The 21,125-nt window shown below is 35.9% G+C and carries 19 protein-coding genes and 1 other RNA gene; 15 read left to right on the plus strand and 5 right to left on the minus strand.

Annotation, left to right across the window (positions count from 1 at the left end; translation table 11 throughout):
• Window positions 1-51: 51 nt before the first annotated feature.
• The 3 genes from GA0061074_RS00825 (at window position 52) to GA0061074_RS00835 (ending at window position 2,893) form a co-directional block, all read left to right on the plus strand.
• On the plus strand, window positions 52-570 hold the full coding sequence (locus GA0061074_RS00825) for a cell wall elongation regulator TseB-like domain-containing protein (RefSeq protein WP_240005841.1): 519 nt from the start codon (window positions 52-54) through the stop codon (window positions 568-570).
• A 32-nt stretch (window positions 571-602) separates the two neighbouring features.
• Window positions 603-1,898: an asparagine--tRNA ligase gene (gene asnS / locus GA0061074_RS00830; protein WP_092461212.1), complete on the plus strand. Its 1,296-nt coding sequence runs from the start codon at window positions 603-605 to the stop codon at window positions 1,896-1,898.
• Window positions 1,899-2,152: 254 nt separating this feature from the next.
• Window positions 2,153-2,893, plus strand: a complete 741-nt coding sequence (locus GA0061074_RS00835) for a DnaD domain-containing protein (protein ID WP_092461213.1) — start codon at window positions 2,153-2,155, stop codon at window positions 2,891-2,893.
• 56 nt (window positions 2,894-2,949) lie between these two features.
• On the opposite strand, the gene GA0061074_RS00840 is transcribed toward GA0061074_RS00835, so the two are convergent.
• Window positions 2,950-5,301: a PBP1A family penicillin-binding protein gene (locus GA0061074_RS00840; RefSeq protein ID WP_092461214.1), complete on the minus strand. Its 2,352-nt coding sequence runs from the start codon at window positions 5,299-5,301 to the stop codon at window positions 2,950-2,952.
• A complete protein-coding gene (gene recU, locus GA0061074_RS00845; protein ID WP_092461215.1) occupies window positions 5,298-5,924 on the minus strand; it encodes a Holliday junction resolvase RecU in 627 nt (208 codons plus the stop codon). The genes GA0061074_RS00840 and recU overlap by 4 nt, the downstream gene beginning before the upstream one ends.
• A gap of 108 nt (window positions 5,925-6,032) precedes the next feature.
• On the opposite strand from recU, the gene GA0061074_RS00850 reads away from it, so the two are divergent.
• From GA0061074_RS00850 to uvrB, 9 genes are all read left to right on the plus strand, one after another.
• On the plus strand, window positions 6,033-6,596 hold the full coding sequence (locus GA0061074_RS00850) for an SLOG family protein (RefSeq protein ID WP_092461216.1): 564 nt from the start codon (window positions 6,033-6,035) through the stop codon (window positions 6,594-6,596).
• A gap of 94 nt (window positions 6,597-6,690) precedes the next feature.
• Window positions 6,691-7,098 (plus strand): cell division regulator GpsB, encoded by a 408-nt coding sequence (gene gpsB / locus GA0061074_RS00855; RefSeq protein WP_092461217.1) that lies wholly within the window; start codon window positions 6,691-6,693, stop codon window positions 7,096-7,098.
• Between the two features lie 24 nt (window positions 7,099-7,122).
• An RNA gene (gene rnpB / locus GA0061074_RS00860) (RNase P RNA component class B) lies at window positions 7,123-7,494 on the plus strand.
• A gap of 104 nt (window positions 7,495-7,598) precedes the next feature.
• Window positions 7,599-8,732 carry a THUMP domain-containing class I SAM-dependent RNA methyltransferase gene (locus tag GA0061074_RS00865; RefSeq protein ID WP_092461218.1) on the plus strand — a complete coding sequence of 378 codons (1,134 nt, stop codon included), beginning with the start codon at window positions 7,599-7,601 and terminating at the stop codon, window positions 8,730-8,732.
• Between the two features lie 32 nt (window positions 8,733-8,764).
• On the plus strand, window positions 8,765-11,041 hold the full coding sequence (gene pcrA / locus GA0061074_RS00870; protein ID WP_092461219.1) for a DNA helicase PcrA: 2,277 nt from the start codon (window positions 8,765-8,767) through the stop codon (window positions 11,039-11,041).
• 59 nt (window positions 11,042-11,100) lie between these two features.
• Entirely contained in the window at window positions 11,101-13,089 is a 1,989-nt protein-coding gene (gene ligA / locus GA0061074_RS00875) for an NAD-dependent DNA ligase LigA (protein ID WP_174855276.1), read from the plus strand.
• Window positions 13,090-13,136: 47 nt separating this feature from the next.
• Window positions 13,137-14,336 carry a CamS family sex pheromone protein gene (locus GA0061074_RS00880; RefSeq protein WP_092461221.1) on the plus strand — a complete coding sequence of 400 codons (1,200 nt, stop codon included), beginning with the start codon at window positions 13,137-13,139 and terminating at the stop codon, window positions 14,334-14,336.
• A 102-nt stretch (window positions 14,337-14,438) separates the two neighbouring features.
• Window positions 14,439-15,074 carry a YfbR-like 5'-deoxynucleotidase gene (locus GA0061074_RS00885; protein ID WP_092461222.1) on the plus strand — a complete coding sequence of 212 codons (636 nt, stop codon included), beginning with the start codon at window positions 14,439-14,441 and terminating at the stop codon, window positions 15,072-15,074.
• Window positions 15,075-15,188: 114 nt separating this feature from the next.
• Complete coding sequence (gene uvrB, locus GA0061074_RS00890) at window positions 15,189-17,201, plus strand: excinuclease ABC subunit UvrB (RefSeq protein ID WP_092461223.1); 2,013 nt, start codon at window positions 15,189-15,191, stop codon at window positions 17,199-17,201.
• A gap of 102 nt (window positions 17,202-17,303) precedes the next feature.
• On the opposite strand, the gene GA0061074_RS00895 is transcribed toward uvrB, so the two are convergent.
• On the minus strand, window positions 17,304-17,558 hold the full coding sequence (locus tag GA0061074_RS00895; protein ID WP_092461224.1) for a hypothetical protein: 255 nt from the start codon (window positions 17,556-17,558) through the stop codon (window positions 17,304-17,306).
• 2 nt (window positions 17,559-17,560) lie between these two features.
• On the minus strand, window positions 17,561-17,986 hold the full coding sequence (locus GA0061074_RS00900) for an HIT family protein (RefSeq protein ID WP_092461225.1): 426 nt from the start codon (window positions 17,984-17,986) through the stop codon (window positions 17,561-17,563).
• 120 nt (window positions 17,987-18,106) lie between these two features.
• On the opposite strand from GA0061074_RS00900, the gene GA0061074_RS00905 reads away from it, so the two are divergent.
• The 3 genes from GA0061074_RS00905 to trmB are packed head-to-tail and all read left to right on the plus strand — an operon-like array spanning window position 18,107 to window position 20,563.
• Window positions 18,107-18,805 carry an ABC transporter ATP-binding protein gene (locus GA0061074_RS00905; protein ID WP_092461226.1) on the plus strand — a complete coding sequence of 233 codons (699 nt, stop codon included), beginning with the start codon at window positions 18,107-18,109 and terminating at the stop codon, window positions 18,803-18,805.
• 5 nt (window positions 18,806-18,810) lie between these two features.
• Window positions 18,811-19,917: an ABC transporter permease gene (locus GA0061074_RS00910; RefSeq protein ID WP_092461227.1), complete on the plus strand. Its 1,107-nt coding sequence runs from the start codon at window positions 18,811-18,813 to the stop codon at window positions 19,915-19,917.
• Window positions 19,901-20,563 (plus strand): tRNA (guanosine(46)-N7)-methyltransferase TrmB, encoded by a 663-nt coding sequence (gene trmB, locus GA0061074_RS00915; RefSeq protein WP_092461228.1) that lies wholly within the window; start codon window positions 19,901-19,903, stop codon window positions 20,561-20,563. The genes GA0061074_RS00910 and trmB overlap by 17 nt, the downstream gene beginning before the upstream one ends.
• Before the next feature lie 97 nt (window positions 20,564-20,660).
• Here the strand turns inward: trmB and GA0061074_RS00920 are convergent, their stop codons facing one another.
• On the minus strand, window positions 20,661-21,086 hold the full coding sequence (locus GA0061074_RS00920) for a DUF2507 domain-containing protein (protein WP_092461229.1): 426 nt from the start codon (window positions 21,084-21,086) through the stop codon (window positions 20,661-20,663).
• Window positions 21,087-21,125: the final 39 nt, after the last annotated feature.

Genomic DNA, 21,125 nt, shown 5'->3' on the forward strand with positions numbered 1-21,125 from the left:
TTTATTTTTTATAGTGGGCACAAACTATTTATCATAAAGGAGCTTAGTGATATGGAGATGCGTATGCGTTCGACAATTCACGGATATCGTGGTAAGCGGCTTCGACACTGGTTACTTGGTATCTTAATATTTTTAGTCATTATTTTGATTGGTGTATCAATTCTGGAAAAAGCACAAGATCCACTTGATACTGCTAAAGAGCGTGTAACAAGAATTGCTAAGCAATCAAATAAGTTGTCCTCTGTATCAAAATTTTATCGTATTTCACGTCAACACACTTATTACAGTGCAATTGGTGAAAATAAAAAGCACGATCAAATAGGTGTTATTGCTCGTGGTAAATCTAATAAACTAACAACTATAAATATGGCCGATGGTTTGTCAGAAAAAGACGTTCGTAAATCAGTAAATAAGCAATTTAATCCTAAGAAAATAACAAGTATCGGGTTAGCCATTTATGAAAAGGTACCCGTTTGGCAAGTTACTTTTCTTGATAAGGATGACAATTTAAACTTTATTACTTACCAATTTTCAGACGGTAAACAAGTACAAACTATTCGTCATTTATAAAATATTAATTAACCATAAAGGAGCTCAAAGTAATGGAGACAATTCGCATTGAAGACGCGAAGAATTATGTTGGCCAAGAAGTCCGCTTAGGTGCATGGCTAAGAAATAAGCGTGGATCAGGGAAGATGCAATTTTTGCAACTACGTGATGGAACGGCTTTTTTCCAAGGAGTTGTTGTTAAAGCTAATGTTGGTGAAGAAATTTTTGCCAAAGCAAAAGCACTTACACAAGAAACAAGCATGTATTTAATTGGTACTATTGTGGCCGATGAACGCTCACCATTTGGTTACGAGATGCAAATTAAAGATTTAACTGTGGTTGGTACATCAGAATGTTATCCAATTACACCCAAGGAACACGGAACAGAGTTCTTGATGGATCACCGTCATCTATATTTGCGTCACATTCAACCGTTTGCTGTATTACGTATTCGTAACACATTGATTGCTGCAACATACGAATTCTTTAACAAAGAAGGATTTATTAAGATTGATTCACCACTTTTGACTGGTTCTGCACCTGAAGGAACGACCGAATTGTTCCATACAGAATACTTCGACGAAGATGCATATCTTTCACAAACTGGACAGTTGTATGCTGAAGCTGGTGCAATGGCATTCGGAAGAGTATTTACGTTTGGCCCAACTTTCCGTGCTGAAAAGTCTAAAACTCGCCGTCATCTAACGGAATTTTGGATGATTGAGCCTGAAATGGCTTGGATGACACAAGAAGATTCATTGAAAGTACAAGAACGTTATATTGCATACTTGATTCAGGCAGTTTTGGATCGTAATGAATATGAATTGGACTTGTTAGGTCGTGATAAAGATCTATTAAAGACATACACCCAATTACCATATCCACGTGTTTCATATGATGACGCAATTAAGTTGTTGCAAGATAATGATTTTGATGTTCAATGGGGTGTTGACTTTGGTTCACCTGAAGAAACTTTCTTAGCAAATCATTTTGCTAAGCCTGTATTCATTACTAACTTCCCTAAGGAAATTAAGGCATTCTATATGAAGCGCCATCCTGATCGTGATGATGTTGTTATTTCTGCTGATTTGCTTGCACCTGAAGGTTACGGTGAGATTATCGGTGGTTCTGAACGTGATACGGATTACGATTACCTAGAAAAGCGTATTAAAGAACAAGGTCTTGATCTCAATGAATACTCATGGTACTTAGACTTGCGTAAGTATGGTTCTGTACCTCATTCTGGATTCGGACTAGGTTTGGAACGTGCTGTCACTTGGATTACTGGTGAGGAACACATTCGTGAGGCAATTCCGTTCCCACGCACAATGAACCGTCTATGGCCATAAGCTAAATACAAATACTATTAAACCGCTACAAATACTGTTACAACAATGTTTGTAGCGGTTTTTATTTGTACTTTATTTTACGTTAATGTACAGTGATATACGCTAAAATTCCCACAAAATACCACAAATTTAATATCATTATTTTTAATTTGAATTAGCACATGAATGTACTGTACAATCTATTAGTGATGAATAAAATTCTCAATCATAAAAGCTTATTAAAATTTATTATTTAAAAAAGGTTGGTCAAAAAAATGGAAATTGATCAAAATAATTTGACGCTGTTTTTAAAATCAGGTCAAACAACATTGAATAACTTTTTATTACAACATTATCGTGAAATCGGTATTAGTAATGATGAATTATTAGTATACATTCAAACAAAAATGGGAACTGATCGTGGTGCGTTAGAGCCTAGCACCGAAGAAATCGGGCACACGCTAGGGTGGTCAGCTAAAAAAGTATTTTCTCATCTAGAAGCAATGCGAAAAAAAGGGTTAGTTAACTTTAAAAGTCGACATGCTGGCGACGGTAAGGTAACTACTGAACTAGATTTTATGCCATTGTATATGGCATTATTAAAAATTAAATCTAGTCAAGATGACACTGATGATCGTATCAATAATCAAGGTATGCCAAGTGTGGACGAAAACAATAGTCAGCGGGCCGATATTTATAATTTAATCGAACAAGAATTTGGGCGACCTTTAAGCCAAATAGAAATGGAAACAATTAAAAATTGGTTTGACATTGATCATTTTAAACCTATGTTTATTAAGGCTGCCGTACAAGAAGCGGTTTTGAATGGTGCCTTAAATCTAAGATACATTGAAACGATTTTAGTATCATGGCAGAAAAAAAACTACCATTCATTAAATGACATTAAAAGTGAAAAGGGTAAACACCAGCAATACAAGCAACTGCAATCCGATGAAGTAATCGATATTCCAACAAATATCGATATCTTCAATACAGATTGGAATAAATTCAAATAAAAAAAACGCGCTAACCAAAAATTTGGTTAACGCGTTCTTTTTATAAATAACTATTATTACTGTGATACTGAGGAACTAGGTTGTTCATTACCATCTGATTCACTATCACTAGGGGGCGTTCCATTACCTGAGGACTCCTCAGGCGTGCTCTCACTACTACTTGTACTTGATTCTGAAGGTTCACTTGATGAAACTGATGAACTACTCTCAGATTCTTCTGAACTTGATTCAGACGATGATGCAGGCACAGATGAACTGCTTGCAGGCACGCTAGATGATGACGATGGTTGTACGCTACTTCTTGATGACGAAGAAGAACGCCTTACAGGTTGACTAATAACTTTTTCTGCTGAGGTGTCTGCACCAACAACTGAATATTCTTTAGTACCGTTAATCGTTGTACTCTTAACGCTATTTGGCATCTCCCAATCTGAACCATCCGCATTAGCATCCGACATGATATAATCCATGATTGCTTTGTATACGCGTAATGGTGTAAATTGCTGCTCACCGGCTGCTAATGAATGACCTTCTTCATTTGGCTGGTCATAACCTGTCCAAACAGAGATAGCAGCTTGCTTTGTATAACCAGTAAACCAAGAATCTGAAGCAGAACCGTCTGGCATATTTAATGAATCATCATATGCCGTAACACCAGTTTTACCAGCTTGGGCATAATCCGAAGTATTAATAATCTTAGCATATGAGTCAGTAATGACTGACTTCATCATGCTGGTTAACATGAACGCTGTTGAGCCCTTCATTGCTTTCTTGCCAGAATCATCAAACTCTTTAACGGCACCACTCTGATCAGTAATCTTAGAAATATACTGTGGTTTATAGTAGGTACCACCGTTATCAAAGGCAGCGAAAGCAGCAGCTTCTTGTTCACTAGATACATCAATTCCAATCGCACTTGAGGCAACTAACTCATCACTCTTAATTGGAATACCTAGTCCATTTAAGAACTTAGATGAATTATCATAGCCGACTTCTTGCAAAGTCTTAATAGCTGGAATGTTACGTGATAGGGCAAGAGCTTTACGCATTGTAATGTTACCCATATATTGACGATCAGCATCATAAACAGGTGTATTGCTACCTGGATAAACGTAAGGTGAATCGTTAAGTGAATGATTTGTTGACCAATCTAAGTTTTCAACTGCAGGACCATAATCAACTAATGGCTTAGCAGTTGAACCCGAAGAACGATTAGTATTTGTTGCACGATTGGTTCCTTGCAAAGTGCTCTGCTTACGACCACCAATTTGAGCAATAACTTGTCCGTTATTTGGATCAGTAACCGTTAAACCAACTTGCATCATATCATCAGTCCATTGTACATAATCATTAGTATTAGCAACATCGTATGCACGTTGTTGTACCTTAGGGTTCAAATTAGTTTGTACAACCAAACCATCTTTATTCAAATCATAACCCAAGTCTGTTAGCTTATTACGAACTGAAGTTATATAAGCATCATCAACTTTGTTAGCTTTATCTTCTGTGTCTAATGACGCATGTTCTTTAGCTAGACCATCAGTAATTGGTGTATTGCGATATTCTTTAGCTTCAGCTTGAGAAATAACTTTGTTATTAGCCATTGCTGTCAATACTTCATTTCGACGATCCGTTGCCCCTTTAGGATTATCATAAGGATCATAACCAGAAGGGGATTGTGGCAAACCAGCAAGGAATGCCATTTGTGGGACAGTTAAATCAGACAGACTCTTGTTAAAGTAATAATCAGCAGCGGTTTTCATACCATAAACACCGTTACCCATATAAACCTTGTTCATATATAGCGTCAAAATCTGATTTTTTGAATATTGCTTTTCAAGTTTAAGCGCCAACCATGCTTCTTGAGCTTTACGCTTAAGTGTTTGATCACTTGATTTAGTTGAAAATACCGTTAACTTAATCAACTGTTGGGTTAGGGTAGAACCACCTTGTAGTCCTAATGAAGAACCCGTTACATTGGCAAATGCAGCACCAAGTATACGACGGGGGTCAACACCATGATGCTTATAGAAACGACGATCCTCGATTGAAACAATCGCCATACGCATTTCTTTTGGAATTTCACTTTGACGCGCACTTTCACGTTTTGATCCAGTTGAATAGAAAACATTACCATCACGATCCAAAAACTTAGTTTGCGATGTTCCTACAAGGGCTGAATTAGTAACCTTTGGGGCAGATGATGCATAGTAAGCAAACAATCCAGCACCCGTTAAACCACCAACTACGAATAAAATGATTAACCCTAAAATTGTATATTTTGCAATACGTTTAAATTTCGAATTATTTTTATTATTATTATTATTATTCTTTTTAGGTTTGGATGGTCGTTGATTGTTATTCGTGTTACGCTGTCCTCGCTCAACACGTGACATATTTTCTGTCATATTAAATTATCTCCTTCTTCTTTACGCTGTATGAGTAATTTATCAACTGCTTGTAAATAAGGCGTAGTAGGGTTAAATTGTTGTTCAACTCGTTCACCAAACTTAGTAATCTCTTCATAGGGAATTGATTTTCGACCATTTTCTCTATTGTCCCAATATTTAAAAACTAAATTTGCCCATATAACGTAAGTTTCTTGCAAAACGGTAAATCTAATAATCATAAAAGCCAATCCTTTTTGTTTAGCAATTGCCTTTAGGTGTTTAACTTGGTGCTCATGAATATTACTTAGAGGAAATGAACGCTTATGAGTTGTTTCCTTAGCATCAAAGTCAATATAATAGCCTCTATAGATACCATTATAGTCTGTTGTCGAAGCTTGTCTAAAATAGGCCTCGGTAATTTTAGCTGCTGCACGTGCTGGATAGCTAACATTTACTATTTGAACTGGTGTCGGCTTTTTGTGAATAACTGCCTGATCAGTAGCCAGATAATATTTATTAGCTTCATTAATATCATGCTCTAATGACATACCACGATTGCTCTGTGAGGCACCATAGCTTACAATTGGTTTTTGAAACGCTTTTTGATTAAAAGAATGTCCATTCGGATAATTAAAAGCCATTATGAACTCCTATAATTAAACTTTATCCTTGCTATTATACCAAATGTAGCGAAATAGTAACAGGTTCAATGAATCTAACAGGTATCATCTTATGAAAAGAGGTAATATATGAATCGTATTTGGATAACCGGATTTCGTGATTATGAATTAGGCATATTCAATAACAAAGATCCTAAAATAACCGTCATTAATTATGCATTAAATAAGATTCTAACTCACGCCATTAATGATGGTTGCAAATGGTTAATTACTGGCGGACAACTTGGCATTGAGCAATGGGCCATTGAACAAGCCTTACAACTAAAAGAAACAAAGTTTCCTGAATTTAAAGTTGCAATGATGACGCCTTTTATTGACTTTGGAGAAAATTGGAAAGAAAACAAACAACTAAAACTTGGTGACTTAAAAAAACGTGTTGATTTCAGTAGCGCTGTTTACAATGATAGTTATAAAAATCCACAACAATTAAGAGGGTATCAAAACTTTATGTTGGCGCATACTGAAAGCTCTGTTATTTTTTATGATACCGAAGCTGAAAATTCACGTGCAAAATTTGATTACAATGCAATGCAATTCTATGCAACTAATCATGATTATCCCATTAAACTAATCGACTTTGATCGTCTACAAGAATACGCAGATGAATTTCAATTAGAAAATTCTGATTATTAAATGTAATAAAAATTACTTATTTTATTAAGTAATTTTGTCATCCGGTTAAAAAGCTGTTAAACTGGTATAAGAAGAAAACTAAGGAGTGCAAGTGATGGAAAACGTGCAACATACTCGGGAAGAAATCCTAAACAAGGACTTTAAGAAAACACGCATTGGTACTGGTTATGATATTACAGATGTTGATGCTTATTTAGATGAAATCATTTCTGATTATCAAGCCTTTCAGAATAATATTGGGGAATTAACGAATCAAAATCAAAAGTTAAAGGATCAAGTTGCTGAACTAACAAAGCAAGTTTCAGCTGCTCCAGCTTCTGCGCCGAAAGCATCGACTGCACCAGCTGTTAACACCAATATGGACATTTTAAAGCGTTTATCAAACCTAGAACGTCGTGTATTTGGTAAAGCTTCATCTGAACAATTCAAAAAGTCAGAAGAGCAGGCAAATGACATTGAAGATGTCATTATTTCAGAAAACACTACACAATCTACAGATTAAGTGTATAATGGATATTCGTGATGTATTGGTGGGTAATTGCGTGCAGCTTATGTTGCATGAGGAAAGTCCATGCTCGCACTAACTGTGATGTTAGTAGTGTTCGTGCTAGCTGAAAAAATAAGGCTAGGCAATTCTTGTAATTGACGGCCAGTGAAAAGATCTAAGGACTTTGTCTATGATTTTAGTAGCTGTTAAGGTGCCACAGTGACGAACCATCAAAGAAATGCGATGGGTGGAACGCGGTAAACCCCACGAGCGGGCAACCCAAACTTTGGTAGGGGCGCTTGACCTAGCGAAATGAAGTGATGGTCGGGGAAACAGAAATGTTTGAGATAGATGATTACCACCAAATAATTTTCGCCAAATTTTATTTGGAACAAAACATGGCTTACAGCCAATACATTAGGTAGCCGGCGTCCTTTGTGGCGTCGGTTTTCTTTTTGCCCAAATTTTTAAACTACTTTATAATAAAACGTATCAACTTAGAAAGAGAACTAAACATGAAAAATTTTAAATTAATGGCAACAATGGGTGCCGGCATGGAAGCTTTAGTCGCTCGTGAATTAAAAGAAATGGGTTATGCTACGCAAACTGAAAATGGTCGTGTCTTTTTTGACGGTGACGTTGAAGATATTTATCGTGCTAATTTATGGTTACGTGTAGCTGATCGTATTAAAATTGTTGTGCAAGAGTTTGACGCAAAAACTTTTGATCAATTATTTGAACAAACAAAAGCCTTTCCTTGGGAAGACTTGCTACCTTATGATGCGGTGTTCCCGGTCAATGGTCGCTCTAAAAATTCTATTTTACATTCAGTACCAACTGTTCAAGCTATTACCAAAAAAGCAATTGTAAAGCGTTTATCTGAAGCATATCATACACACAGTTATCTGCCTGAAACAGGTCAACGTTATGTCCTAGAGACTGCTATTGATAAGAACCATGTCATGATTACCTTGGATACAACTGGTGATTCACTATTTAAACGTGGTTACCGTACTGAAAAAGGTGGGGCACCACTAAAAGAAACAATGGCAGCTGCTTTAGTTAAATTAGCACACTGGTTTACTGATAATCCTTTCGTTGATCCAACTACTGGATCAGGAACCATTGCCATTGAAGCAGCCTTAATTGGACGTAATATTGCGCCGGGTCTTAATCGTGAATTCGATATTACAGACTGGGACTGGTTTGATAAAAATATTGGTCAAACATTAAAAGCTCAAGCTCGCAGTATGATCAATTTTGATGAGCCATTAGATATTACTGGCTATGATATTGATGAAAACATGATTGAAATTGCTAAAAATAATGCGGAAGCTGCTGGTGTTGGTGATGATATTACCTTTAAACAATTAGCAGCTGCTGATTGGTCAACAGACAAAATCAATGGTGTTTTAGTTGCTAACCCACCATATGGTGAACGTCTAGGTGACGAGGATGCTGCACGACAACTATATAGTCAAATGGGTGACATCTATAATAAGATGCCTACTTGGTCAAAATACATTTTGACGTCAGACGAGGAGTTTGAAACGGCATTTGGTGCAAAAGCTACTAAAAAGCGTAAATTATACAATGGTGCTTTAAAAGTTGATTTATATCAATACTGGGGTAAAAAAATTCGCCATTAATTAACAAACGTAAATTGAGAGGAGATAATGATATGAATCCGTTACTTTCGGGTATGAATGATAAACAAGCTGAAGCAGTCGTTACAACAGAAGGACCGCTTCTAATAATGGCCGGTGCGGGTTCAGGAAAGACACGAGTGTTAACGCACCGTGTTGCCCATTTAATCAAAGATTTAGATATCATGCCTTGGCGCATTTTAGCAATTACGTTTACCAATAAAGCTGCTCGTGAAATGAAAGAACGTATCAGCCAATTAGTTGATGAGAACGACGCTAATGCTGTCTGGGTATCAACGTTTCACGCGTTAGCTGTAAGAATTCTTCGTCGTGACATTGATAAATTAGGTTATAAAAAAGATTTTTCAATTATTGATGCCAGTGCTCAACGAACATTAGTTAAGCGTATTTTAAAAGATCAAAATGTTGATATCGAAAAATTTACACCACGTTCTGTATTAGGTGCTATTTCTAATGCGAAAAACGCAATGGAAAAGCCAGAAGAGTATTTAAAAAATGCCTCAGGTCCTTTTGAAGAGATTGTTGGTAAAACTTATAAAGAATACCAACATCGCTTAGCAATTGCGCAATCACTAGACTTTGATGATTTAATCATGTTAACAATTGAATTGTTACATAAGGATCAAGAAGTGCTTGACTATTATCAAGAAAAGTTTTTGTATGTCCATGTCGACGAGTATCAGGACACCAATGATGCACAGTACGAACTGGTAACATTGCTTTCAGGTAAACATCGTAATTTAGCCGTTGTAGGGGACTCAGATCAATCAATCTATGGTTGGCGTGGTGCTAATATGCAAATTATTTTGAATTTTAGTAAAGAATACCCTGATGCAAAGACTGTTATGCTTGAACAAAATTATCGTTCAACGCAAACAATTTTGGATGCTGCTAACAGTGTTATCCGTAACAATAATGAGCGTATCGTTAAAAAGTTATGGACAGATAATGGTGACGGTGAAAAAATCACTTACTACCGCGGTCAATCTGATCGTGCCGAAGCACTATTCGTTATTAAAGAAATTAAAGAAGCAATCAATGCAGGAACCTATAACTACCGAGATTTTGCCATTTTATATCGTACAAATGCACAATCTCGTGGTGTCGAAGAAGCATTAGTTAAAGCAAATATGCCATATACTGTGGTAGGTGGGTCAAAGTTTTACGATCGTAAAGAAATTCGTGACGTACTTGCTTATCTAGCATTGGTTACAAACCCAGCTGATAATGAGAACTTTTTGCGTATTGTTAATGAACCTAAAAGAGGGATTGGTCAAACTTCATTAGAAAAATTACGTCGCTTTGCATTGGATAAAGATTGGACACTATTGGATAGTGCAGCAAACGCACTACTTGTTCCGGATTTGCCTGCTCGTGCTGCAAATAAGCTAGTCGATTTCGCTAATATGATTGAAACTTTCAGAAAGCAAATGCAATTTGATTTAAGTATTACCGATTTGACTAAAGCTATCCTTGATAAATCAGGTTACGAAGCACAATTAAAGAAAGTTGCTACTCCTGAAAATGAAGGACGGTTAGAAAACTTGGCTGAATTCTTGTCAGTTACTGCTGAATTCGATAAAAACTATCAACCAAGTGATGAAAGCATTTCTAAATATGTAGATTTCTTAGGTGAACTTGCATTGGTATCTGATTTAGACAGCGTTGATGAGAATAGTAATAATCAAGTAACATTAATGACACTACACGCTGCTAAAGGTCTAGAATTCCCAGTTGTCTTTTTAATTGGTATGGAAGAGAACATTTTCCCACTTTCAAGAGCAGCAGCTGATGACGACCAACTAGAAGAAGAACGTCGTTTAGCTTATGTGGGTATCACTCGTGCAAAGGAAAAGCTTTATCTAACAAATGCTTTTTCACGTCTACTATATGGACGTACAACCAGCAATCCCGCATCAAGATTCATTGACGAAATTGATGCCAATTTAATTAATGAAAAATTTAGTGGAACTGGTTTCCAAACAAATAGCCGTGAACGTGATTTTCCATTTAATCATCGATCAACACCTGCACAAGGTGTTACTTTTAGTGGACGTACTCGCCAGTCAACACACACAACAAGCCAAGCTAAACCAAGTACTGTTAATACAGGTGCTGAGAAAAAAGATTGGGTTATTGGTGATGCTGTTGAACATAAAAAGTGGGGAATTGGCCACGTTGTTAAAATAAATGGTGAAGGTGAGGATAAAGAGTTAGACATTGCCTTCCCTAATCAAGGAATAAAACGTTTATTAGCGGCATTTGCCCCAATTAATAAAGTTGAAAAATAGATAGGAGATTGGTCGTGACAGAGGTGACACTAACAGACTCAAATGCTGCAGCTGAGCAAATGGCAAAACTACAAAATCAGTTACAACAATGGGCTAAAGAGTATTATGAAAATGATTCCCCGACTGTTGAAGATGCCGAGTATGATCAAGCGTACAAACATTTACAAGAATTAGAAGCTGCTTTCCCAGAATTAATACAGGCAGATTCAATTACACAACAGGTTGGTGGACAACAAGTTAAGTCAGAATTACCTAAAGTACAGCATGAAGTTCCGATGTTATCATTGGGGGACGTTTTTTCTTTTGAAGAACTATCTAATTGGATGGCTAATACTCAAAAGTCTTTTAATGAAAATCTAGCATATAATGCAGAACTAAAAATTGATGGGTTAGCAATTAGTTTAATTTATGAGAATGGTAAATTAGTACAAGCTTCTACTCGAGGAGACGGTAACATCGGTGAAGACGTTACTAAAAACATCAAACAAATTAAAAGCATTCCAAGCGAACTAAACGAACCAATTTCAATTGAAGTTCGTGGTGAAGTTTACATGCCTAAAGATGCCTTTGTTGCCTTAAATAGTAGTCGGGAGCGTGATGGATTGCCAACATTTGCCAATCCCAGAAATGCAGCGGCTGGTTCATTACGCCAGTTAGACCCTAAAATTACTAAGCAACGAAAACTAGCATCGTTTTTATACCAGGCAGTGGATGCGACAGAAATTTTAAACGTGACAACGCAATCTGATTTATTAGAGCGTTTAAGTTCTTTAGGATTACCAACTAATACAACCAATGCCGTTGTCACAAATACGGCGGATGTTGAATCATATATTATTTCGCAAACAAATAACCGTGATAACTTATCATATGGTATTGATGGTATTGTCATTAAGGTTAATAACTTAAACTACCATGAAGAATTAGGAAATACGGTTAAAGTCCCTAAATGGGCAATTGCTTATAAATTTCCGCCTGAAGAAGCTCAAACAATTGTTTTAGATATTGAATGGACAGTTGGTCGTACTGGTGCAGTCACACCAACTGCAGTTATGACGCCTGTTCAATTGGCAGGTACAACTGTAGGCCGTGCTTCCTTACACAATGCAGATTACTTACAAGCTAAAGACATTCGTATTGGAGATACAGTTACGCTGCATAAGGCAGGTGATATTATCCCTGAAGTTGGTAAAGTTATTTTAGATAAAAGACCAGCTGATAGTATTACCTATGAGCTCCCAACACATTGTCCTGCTTGCCAACAAGAATTAGTGCATGTCGATGGAGAAGTTGTCATGCGTTGTATTAATCCGGCATGTCCAGCTCAAGTTAAAGAGTCATTAACGCACTTTGCTTCACGTAATGCGATGAATATTGATGGTTTAGGCCCTAAAATTATTACGCAATTATTATCACATGACTTAGTTGCAAAGGTGACAGATTTATATCGTTTGACTTATGATGATTTAATTACATTAGATAAATTTGGCGAAACTGCTGCTAATAATTTATTAAACGCAATTGAAGCATCAAAAAACAATTCTGTTGAACGTCTACTATTTGGGTTAGGTATTCGTAATGTAGGGTCCAAAGCTGCTAAAACAATCGCTGCTAAGTTCGGTGATTTATCAACAATTTCCCAAGCAACTGCTGATGAAATTGCTGAAATTTCAGGTATTGGCTTAACAATTGGTGACAGTATCACACAATATTTTGCCACGGAGCAAGCGCAGCAATTAATTACAGACTTGGCAGACTTAAATGTCAATTTAACATATACTTCACAAGTAGCTACAATTGATAATCCGCAATTTTCAGGTAAAAAAATTGTTTTGACGGGTTCACTATCTTTGTTCTCTCGTCGTGAAGCCACAGCATGGTTAGAATCTCAAGGAGCCGTTGTTTCTAGTTCAGTATCTAAAAAGACTGATATATTAATAGCAGGGGAAAATGCTGGTTCTAAACTAACGAAGGCTCAAGAATTGGGCACGGAAATTTGGTCAGAAAAACAATTACGTGATACTATGGATAATAGTGAAAATGAATAAAATGTGCTAAACTAATAGGCAGTTTAGACTATTAAAGGAGAACACGTATGCGTGCAGTAAAATGGATTTCTTCAGTTATTGCTGTTATTGTGTTGATCTCAGCGTTGGTTTTCTTTGGAAATTTCTTCTCTAAGAATTCTTCTTCTGTATCAAACACAAATAATAATAAAACGGCGCCTGCAACGACAAAATCAAATTCAGATTCCAAAAAAGGAATCCAAGTAACGAGCAAAAATGATAACTCATCATATCAAACTGTGATTAAAGATGGTCGCTACTTAACTAGCAAGGCTCGTGGTGTTACGGCATCGCAAGAGAGCAACACTTTTAACCAAGTAAGTTTTGAAAGTGGGTTACTAAACTTTTCGAAAAAGCATTTTAGTACGTCTAAATACATTTTCCAAGAGGGACAGTATTTAACTGCTGATCAGGCTAATAATTGGTTAGGTCGACAATCAGATGATAACCAAGAAGGGCTAAACCCTCGTGATAATGGTAAATTTAACGACGAACGTAATCCTATTTACTTACAAACGATTGAAGAACAAGACTTCATGACTAAAGAAGGTAATAAGCTTAAGTTAAATGGTATTGTGCTTGGTTTGGCAATGAATACACAAGATACGTATCAAAAAGAGCAGTACGGCGCTGATTATACACAAGATATTAGTAAGGCCGACCGTATTAGCCAAGGGCAAAAAATGGCCAACGAAATTGTTAAGCGTTACCGTAAGATAAATGGTATTAATAATGACACGCCAATTTATGTTGCAATGTATGCGCAAGCAAAAGATGACTCATTAGCCGGTGGTAGTTTCTACAGTTGGAATGTTTCAAAATCTGGTGATAGCTTAGGTGATTGGACTAACGTTGATAATAAAACAGTTGTCTTGCCAGTTCAGGCTAATACAGAGGATGAGAAATCAGTTAGTTCTAAACTTAATTCAAGTTTTGTGAACTTTTCTGATAACATCGAAAGTTTCTTCCCTAACTTATCTTCTGTCACAGGACAAGCATCTTATGACGGAAATAACCTACAAGGCTTAATAGTATCTGTCTCTACACAGTTCTATTCTGCAACCGAAATTGAAAGCTTTGCTAACTATATTGCACAAAGCGCACCTAACTACTTACCTAGTGGTGTTCCTATTAAGATTAAGATCGAAGCATCAACTGGTATGCAGGCTTATCTAATTAAGAGCGCTGATAGTGATAAATATAAAGTTACTATTTTAGGTTCATATTAATTTAAATAAAAAAGTCACAGAAATGTGGCTTTTTTTCTTGCATTTCAATAAACTTACACGTAATATGATTAAAATGTTTATTTTATGAGGAGGAATAAATTAATGGGAATGCATCAATATTTATCTGGTCTAAATGAATTAGAAATGATTTCACGCGCACCAGGATATTTTAAATATCAACCACATTCAGTTGCCGCACATTCTTGGAAGGTTACTGAGGCTGCTCAGTTTCTTGGCGATATTGAGGAAGCTAATGGTAACGAGGTTGATTGGCGAATGTTATATGAAAAAGCGCTAAATCATGATATTACAGAGCGTTTTATTGGTGATATCCGAACTCCCGTTAAGTATGCATCTTCAACATTACGTCACATGTTAGCTGACGTGGAAGATACGTTGTCTGACAATTTTATTCGTACAGAAATTCCAAAAGAATTACAAGCTGTCTACACACGTCGTTTGCATGAAGGAAAAGATGACACATTAGAAGGACGTATTTTATCTGTTGCTGATAAGGTAGATTTGCTATATGAGGCCTTTGGGGAACTACAAAAGGGAAACCCAGAGCCTGTATTTACAGAAATTTATAAAGAGAGCTTGGAAACTATTTTTGCTTTCCGCGATATGCCTAGTGTTGCTTACTTTATTAAAGAAGTTTTACCAGAACTATTAAATGAACAATTCCCTGGATCAGAAAAATTACAACGAATTTATATCGGCATTTTTAATGCTGATTAATTGCTATTCTGTTATATAATAACGTTAGCGTACACGATTCATAATAAAAAGGCAGCTGAAACATAAATTTACCGCCTCAGCTGCTCTTTTTATTTTAAAGGAGGTATAGTTATCATGATTACTCGTCATGAAGATAACAAATATGAACTGGTATCTAAATATCAGCCAACAGGTGATCAACCTGAGGCAATTAAGAAATTAGTTAATGGCCTTAAAAATGGTGTTAAAGAACAAATCTTGCTAGGTGCCACCGGTACAGGAAAGACGTTTACAATTTCTAATGTTATTGCGCAGGCAAACAAACCTGTCTTAGTTTTATCTCACAATAAAACCTTAGCAGGACAGTTATATGGTGAATTCAAGGAATTCTTCCCTAATAACGCTGTTGAATATTTTGTTTCTTATTATGATTATTATCAGCCTGAGGCGTATGTACCTTCATCAGATACATATATTGAAAAAGATTCTTCCGTTAATGATGAAATCGATAAACTTCGTAATTCAGCAACGGCGTCACTATTAGCTCGTAACGATACCATTGTTGTTGCATCAGTATCGTCTATATTTGGGTTAGGTAGCCCTGAACAATATCATGACCATGTAATCAATATACGAGTTGGTGACGTGCTAGAACGAAATGATCTAATGCATCGTTTAGTTGATATTCAATTTCAACGTAATGATATTGATTTTCAACGTGGTCGTTTCCGTGTACGTGGTGATGTTTTAGAAGTATTTCCAGCTTCTTCTGATGCAAAAGCTTTACGCATTGAATTCTTCGGTGATGAAGTAGATCGTATCAGAGAAATCGATTCATTAACGGGTGAAGTAACTGCGGAATTAGACTTAGCAACAATTTTCCCAGCAACACACTTCATGACTAACGAAGATATTCGTTCACGTGCGCTAAAAACGATTCAAGCTGAACTAGATGATCAATTAAAGCATCTTGAGAGTGAAGGAAAACTACTTGAAGCACAGCGCCTAAAGCAGCGTACTGAATATGATATTGAAATGATTCGAGAAATGGGATTCACAACGGGAATTGAAAATTATTCACGTCATATGGATGGTCGTGCACCAGGTGAACCACCATTTACTTTACTTGATTTTTTCCCTGACGATTTTATTATTATCGTTGACGAGTCTCACGTAACCATGCCTCAAATACGTGGTATGTATAAAGGAGATCGCGCACGTAAAGAAACGTTAATTGACTACGGTTTCCGTCTACCATCAGCGCTAGACAATCGACCATTACGTTTGGAAGAATTCGAGACGCATGTTAACCAAATTATCTATATGTCAGCAACTCCCGGTGATTATGAAACCGAGCGTGTACCTGAAAATGAGGTTGCGCAACAAATTATTCGACCAACTGGTTTATTAGATCCAGAAATCGAAGTACGACCAGTAATGGGGCAAATCGATGACTTAATTGGTGAAATTAATCAACGTGTAGAAAATAAAGAACGTGTCTTTATCACAACTTTGACTAAAAAGATGGCTGAAGATTTAACTGATTATCTGGAAGATGTTGGAATTAAAGTTAAATATCTACATTCAGACATTAAAACCCTTGAACGAACAGAAATTATTCGTGACTTACGAATTGGTAAATTTGATGTTTTGATCGGTATTAATTTATTACGTGAAGGAATTGATGTACCTGAAGTATCGTTAATTGCTATTCTTGATGCTGACAAAGAAGGATTTTTACGTAATACACGTTCACTAATACAAACTATTGGTCGTGCTGCTCGTAATGAGCATGGTCATGTTATTATGTATGCTGATAATGTTACTGCGTCAATGCAGTCTGCAATGGATGAGACTGCACGTCGACGTCGTATTCAAATGCAATATAATGAAGAGCACAACATTGTACCACATACAATTAAAAAGGACATTCGCGATTTGATTACTATCAGTCACGAGGTTGACGATAACGGTGACGAGGGAAGCTTTACGGAAGTTGCCTTTAAGGATATGGCTCGAGACGATCAAGAGGCGATGATTTCCAATCTAGAGGATCAGATGCGTGCAGCTGCTAAACGTCTTGATTTCGAAGATGCTGCTAACCTTCGTGACACTGTAATGGAATTAAAACTACAAATTGGTAAATAAAAAGAAGTAATACTATTAAGTATAGATTTCCCACTTTTGTTGGCTAAACACCAACAGGAGTGGGAAATTTTTATTAACAGCAGTACTTCTATAATTTATTATTTACTTTTTCTTCTTTGGAAAGTTATCTAATGTTTTTGTGATACGTTCCTGTGCTTCGCTAATTCTATCTAAATGGGGCTTATTTTTAAAGTTCATCTTGTTAACTTGAACTTGTAAATCATCAACCATTTTAGTGATATCAGCAACAGAATCTTGAATATCCGAAATTGATTTTTTTAGATTATCAACAGCTTCTTTTTCGGATTTAAGGGCATCTTTTACATTATGAAAACGATTTTTTGCTCTTTCAAACATAATTAATCCTTTTTAAATTGGTCTGCAATCTTCTGGGCACGTTCTTGATACATTTCTTCCGTCATATCATCTGTATGATCCAATACAGGAATATCAAAGCCATCATCTTTATAACGTGGTAATAGATGGAAGTGCGAGTGAAATACTGATTGACCAGCATATTCACCGTTGTTATTAATGATATTTAAGCCAATGATTTTGTCATCACTTGCTTTAATTGCTTGGGCAATTTTTGGTAAAACACCTAAAACTTTAGCTGCTAATTCATCATCATACTCAAAAATATCAGCAACGTGCTTTTTAGGAACAACTAACGTATGTCCAGGTGTTGCTTGTGACAAGTCTAGGAATGCTAGTACATTGTCATCTTCATATACTTTGTATGAAGGTATACTACCGTCAATAATTTTATCAAATATATCTGACATATTTATATTCCTCCTCTAGTTAACTTTATTATACATTTAAATGAAGTTTCTGTCTGGTATAAATGTTAAGTGATTTTTTTGGTAGAATAGAATAAACAACAAGAAATACAGGTAATTATAATGAGTTTAGATATTAAAAATTTATCAGGAGGCTACGGTCAACTGACTGTTTTAAAAGATATTAGTTTTGTTGTACCTGATGGCACATTAACCGCCTTAGTTGGTTTAAATGGTTCTGGAAAGTCAACGACAATTAATCATGTTATTGGTTTATTAAATCCTAAACAGGGCAGCATCACTTTAAATGGCTTGTCATTAACGCAACAGCCAGTTGACTATAAGGCACAAATTGCTTATATTCCTGAACAACCAGTAGTCTATGAAGAATTAACACTTAAAGAACATTTAGCATTAACAATTGCAACGTATCATCTTGATGAAAAAATAGCTTGGCAACGTGCTAATGAGTTATTAAAAACATTCCGCTTAGACGACAAATTAACTTGGTTTCCAACTCATTTTTCAAAAGGAATGCGTCAAAAGGTCATGATTGTTATGGCTTTTATCACGGATGCAAAACTATTTATCATTGATGAACCATTTTTAGGGCTTGATGTTATTGCCGTTAACGATTTACTTACTTTAATTGATAATCGTAAAAAGCAAGGGGTAACATTCTTATTAACGACCCACGTATTAGATACTATTGATAAACATGCTGATCAATTTGTTTATTTAAAGGATGGTCAAGTAGCTGCCCAAGGTGCCGCTTCAGATTTTGTCACGCTTGTTCCAGAGCTTGCCGTAGATGAGGGATAAACATTATGAAATTAACCCATCTATTCAAATATCGTGCTAGTAAACAATGGCAAACATATTTTAAATATTTACGATATGTCTTTAATGATCATGCAGTACTCGCTTTATTTTTCTTGCTAGGAGCTGCTGGTTTAGCATACCAGTCATTATGGCAAACTGCTGTAATTAATATATGGACGCAGTTAGCATTAGTCATCGTTATTTTACTGACCTTTCTTATTTTTAAAGGACCTGTAAACTTTACAAAACCTGCTGATGCAACTGCTCTGTTGGGTGATGAAACGTCATTAAGGGTGATGTTAAAACAAGCAACTTATTACAGTATGGTGGTGAATGGGGCTATAGAAGGTATTCTGATTTTACTTCTTTGGCCAATGATTTTTAGATTGTTCACACATTCAATTTTACTAGTTACTGCCATCACAATTATTCTGGTTCTGTTAAAAATACTATTAACGTATCTCATCGCCAGACAACAAAGCAAGTTTGAAAATCAAGAAAATTCTAAATTAGTCAATTGGCGTCGATTAATCGCAGCTGAAGAAAATCATCAATTTGTTGTATTATCATTTTATAATCTATTTATTGATGTACCAGGTATTACACCACGCGTTAAGCGACAGAAATGGGCAGATTTGCTTATTAACCACTGGCCAGGCCGACAAATACCAACAACTAAGCTATTTGTCACAGCGTTTATTAGACGAACACAATACATTAAATTATGGCTACGACTAACAGTAATTGGCGCTGGGGCTGCTTGGTTCACAACTGGCTGGTTACAAACAATTTTATTTTTGATTTTGTTGTATCTATTAGTATTACAACTAATACCTTTATATGATGTTCATAAACATATTGTTCTTAACTTCTTATATCCGATTTCAGATAAACAACGCTTAAAAGCCTTTCAAATTACTATCTTACCTTGGATTTGTATGACCATAATTTTTTGGCTAATTATTGCGTTTATAGCAACATTCAACATTAATTTGTTATTACAAAACTTTTTAAGTCTTGTCCTTCTAGGGGGAATTTTGGTATTCTGGTATACAGAACAAAAAACTATTAAAAGCACACAAAGGAGACACACTCGTGCGTTTACGAAATAAAAAATGGGCTCAGCCTTGGTTAGAGAATCATACTGATCTTGTTATTGATCAAGATCACGCAGTTGCACTTAAAGGAAACTGGCAAACTATTTTTGCAAAAAAGCAACCTATCCAAATCGAAATTGGTACTGGTAAAGGTCAATTCATCATTGGTATGGCTAAAAAATATCCCGAAATTAATTTTATTGGTATGGAAATTCAAGAAGCAGCGATTGCTGTTGCAGGTCGAAAAGCTGATGAAGATGAAGCCGAATTACCTAACTTGAAGTTCATTTATGGTGACGGTGCCGGTGTAGACACTTACTTTGAAAAAGGGGAAATTAGTAAATTATTCCTTAATTTCTCAGATCCATGGCCTAAGAACCGTCATGAAACACGCCGTTTAACTTACAAGCGTTTCTTAAAAAGTTACCAAGCTGTATTACCGGCTGGCGGTGAAATTGAATTTAAAACCGATAATCGTGGTCTTTTTGAATATTCATTATATTCATTTGCAAACTACGGTATTGTTTTTGAACCAGCAAGCATCTCACTAAATCTTCATGAAGATGCTGATAAGATGGTCGATAATGTCGAAACTGAATACGAAGAAAAGTTCTCATCAAAAGGTTTCCCAATTTATAAATTTGTTGGTTCTTTTAAATAAGAAATCATAATACAATACAAAAAGACCTGATAGTTATTAGCTTTTGCCAGTTAATAACTATCAGGTCTTTAATTTATTTATATATTTAACTGAACCATCATTCAGGTAAAGTAACGGGCACTTCAGTAACCACATTAAATGTAATCGTCGTCGTTGTTACTTTCCATTGGGCTTCCGTACCACAGTTACATAATTGCTGTATCTGCTGTGCCAAAAAACCTGCTTCTAGTGAAAAACTAGCCTCTTCATTATTTTTTAAACGTTCTTCAATGACAGGACCGTCTAACACCCATGTTTGTGCAATTGATTTTTGATTAGTTTTTGTTAAATTACCAAAACCAGCTGATGCAAAAAAACCTTGAATTGCACTCATACTAGGTAATGTAAATTGCGTTGCCAAAGATTTACCAGCCCAGTAAGTAATCTCAGATTCATCATTTTGTAATAATTCAGGCAATAAATGATCGCGTAATAGGATCAATGAAAAGTTATCAAAATCTTGATTTTGTATTGATTCTGTCATGATTTGCTCCTTTTTGTATTCACAAACAATTATAGTGTA

It is taken from the genome of Weissella bombi (assembly GCF_900094835.1).
Lineage (GTDB): Bacteria > Bacillota > Bacilli > Lactobacillales > Lactobacillaceae > Weissella > Weissella bombi.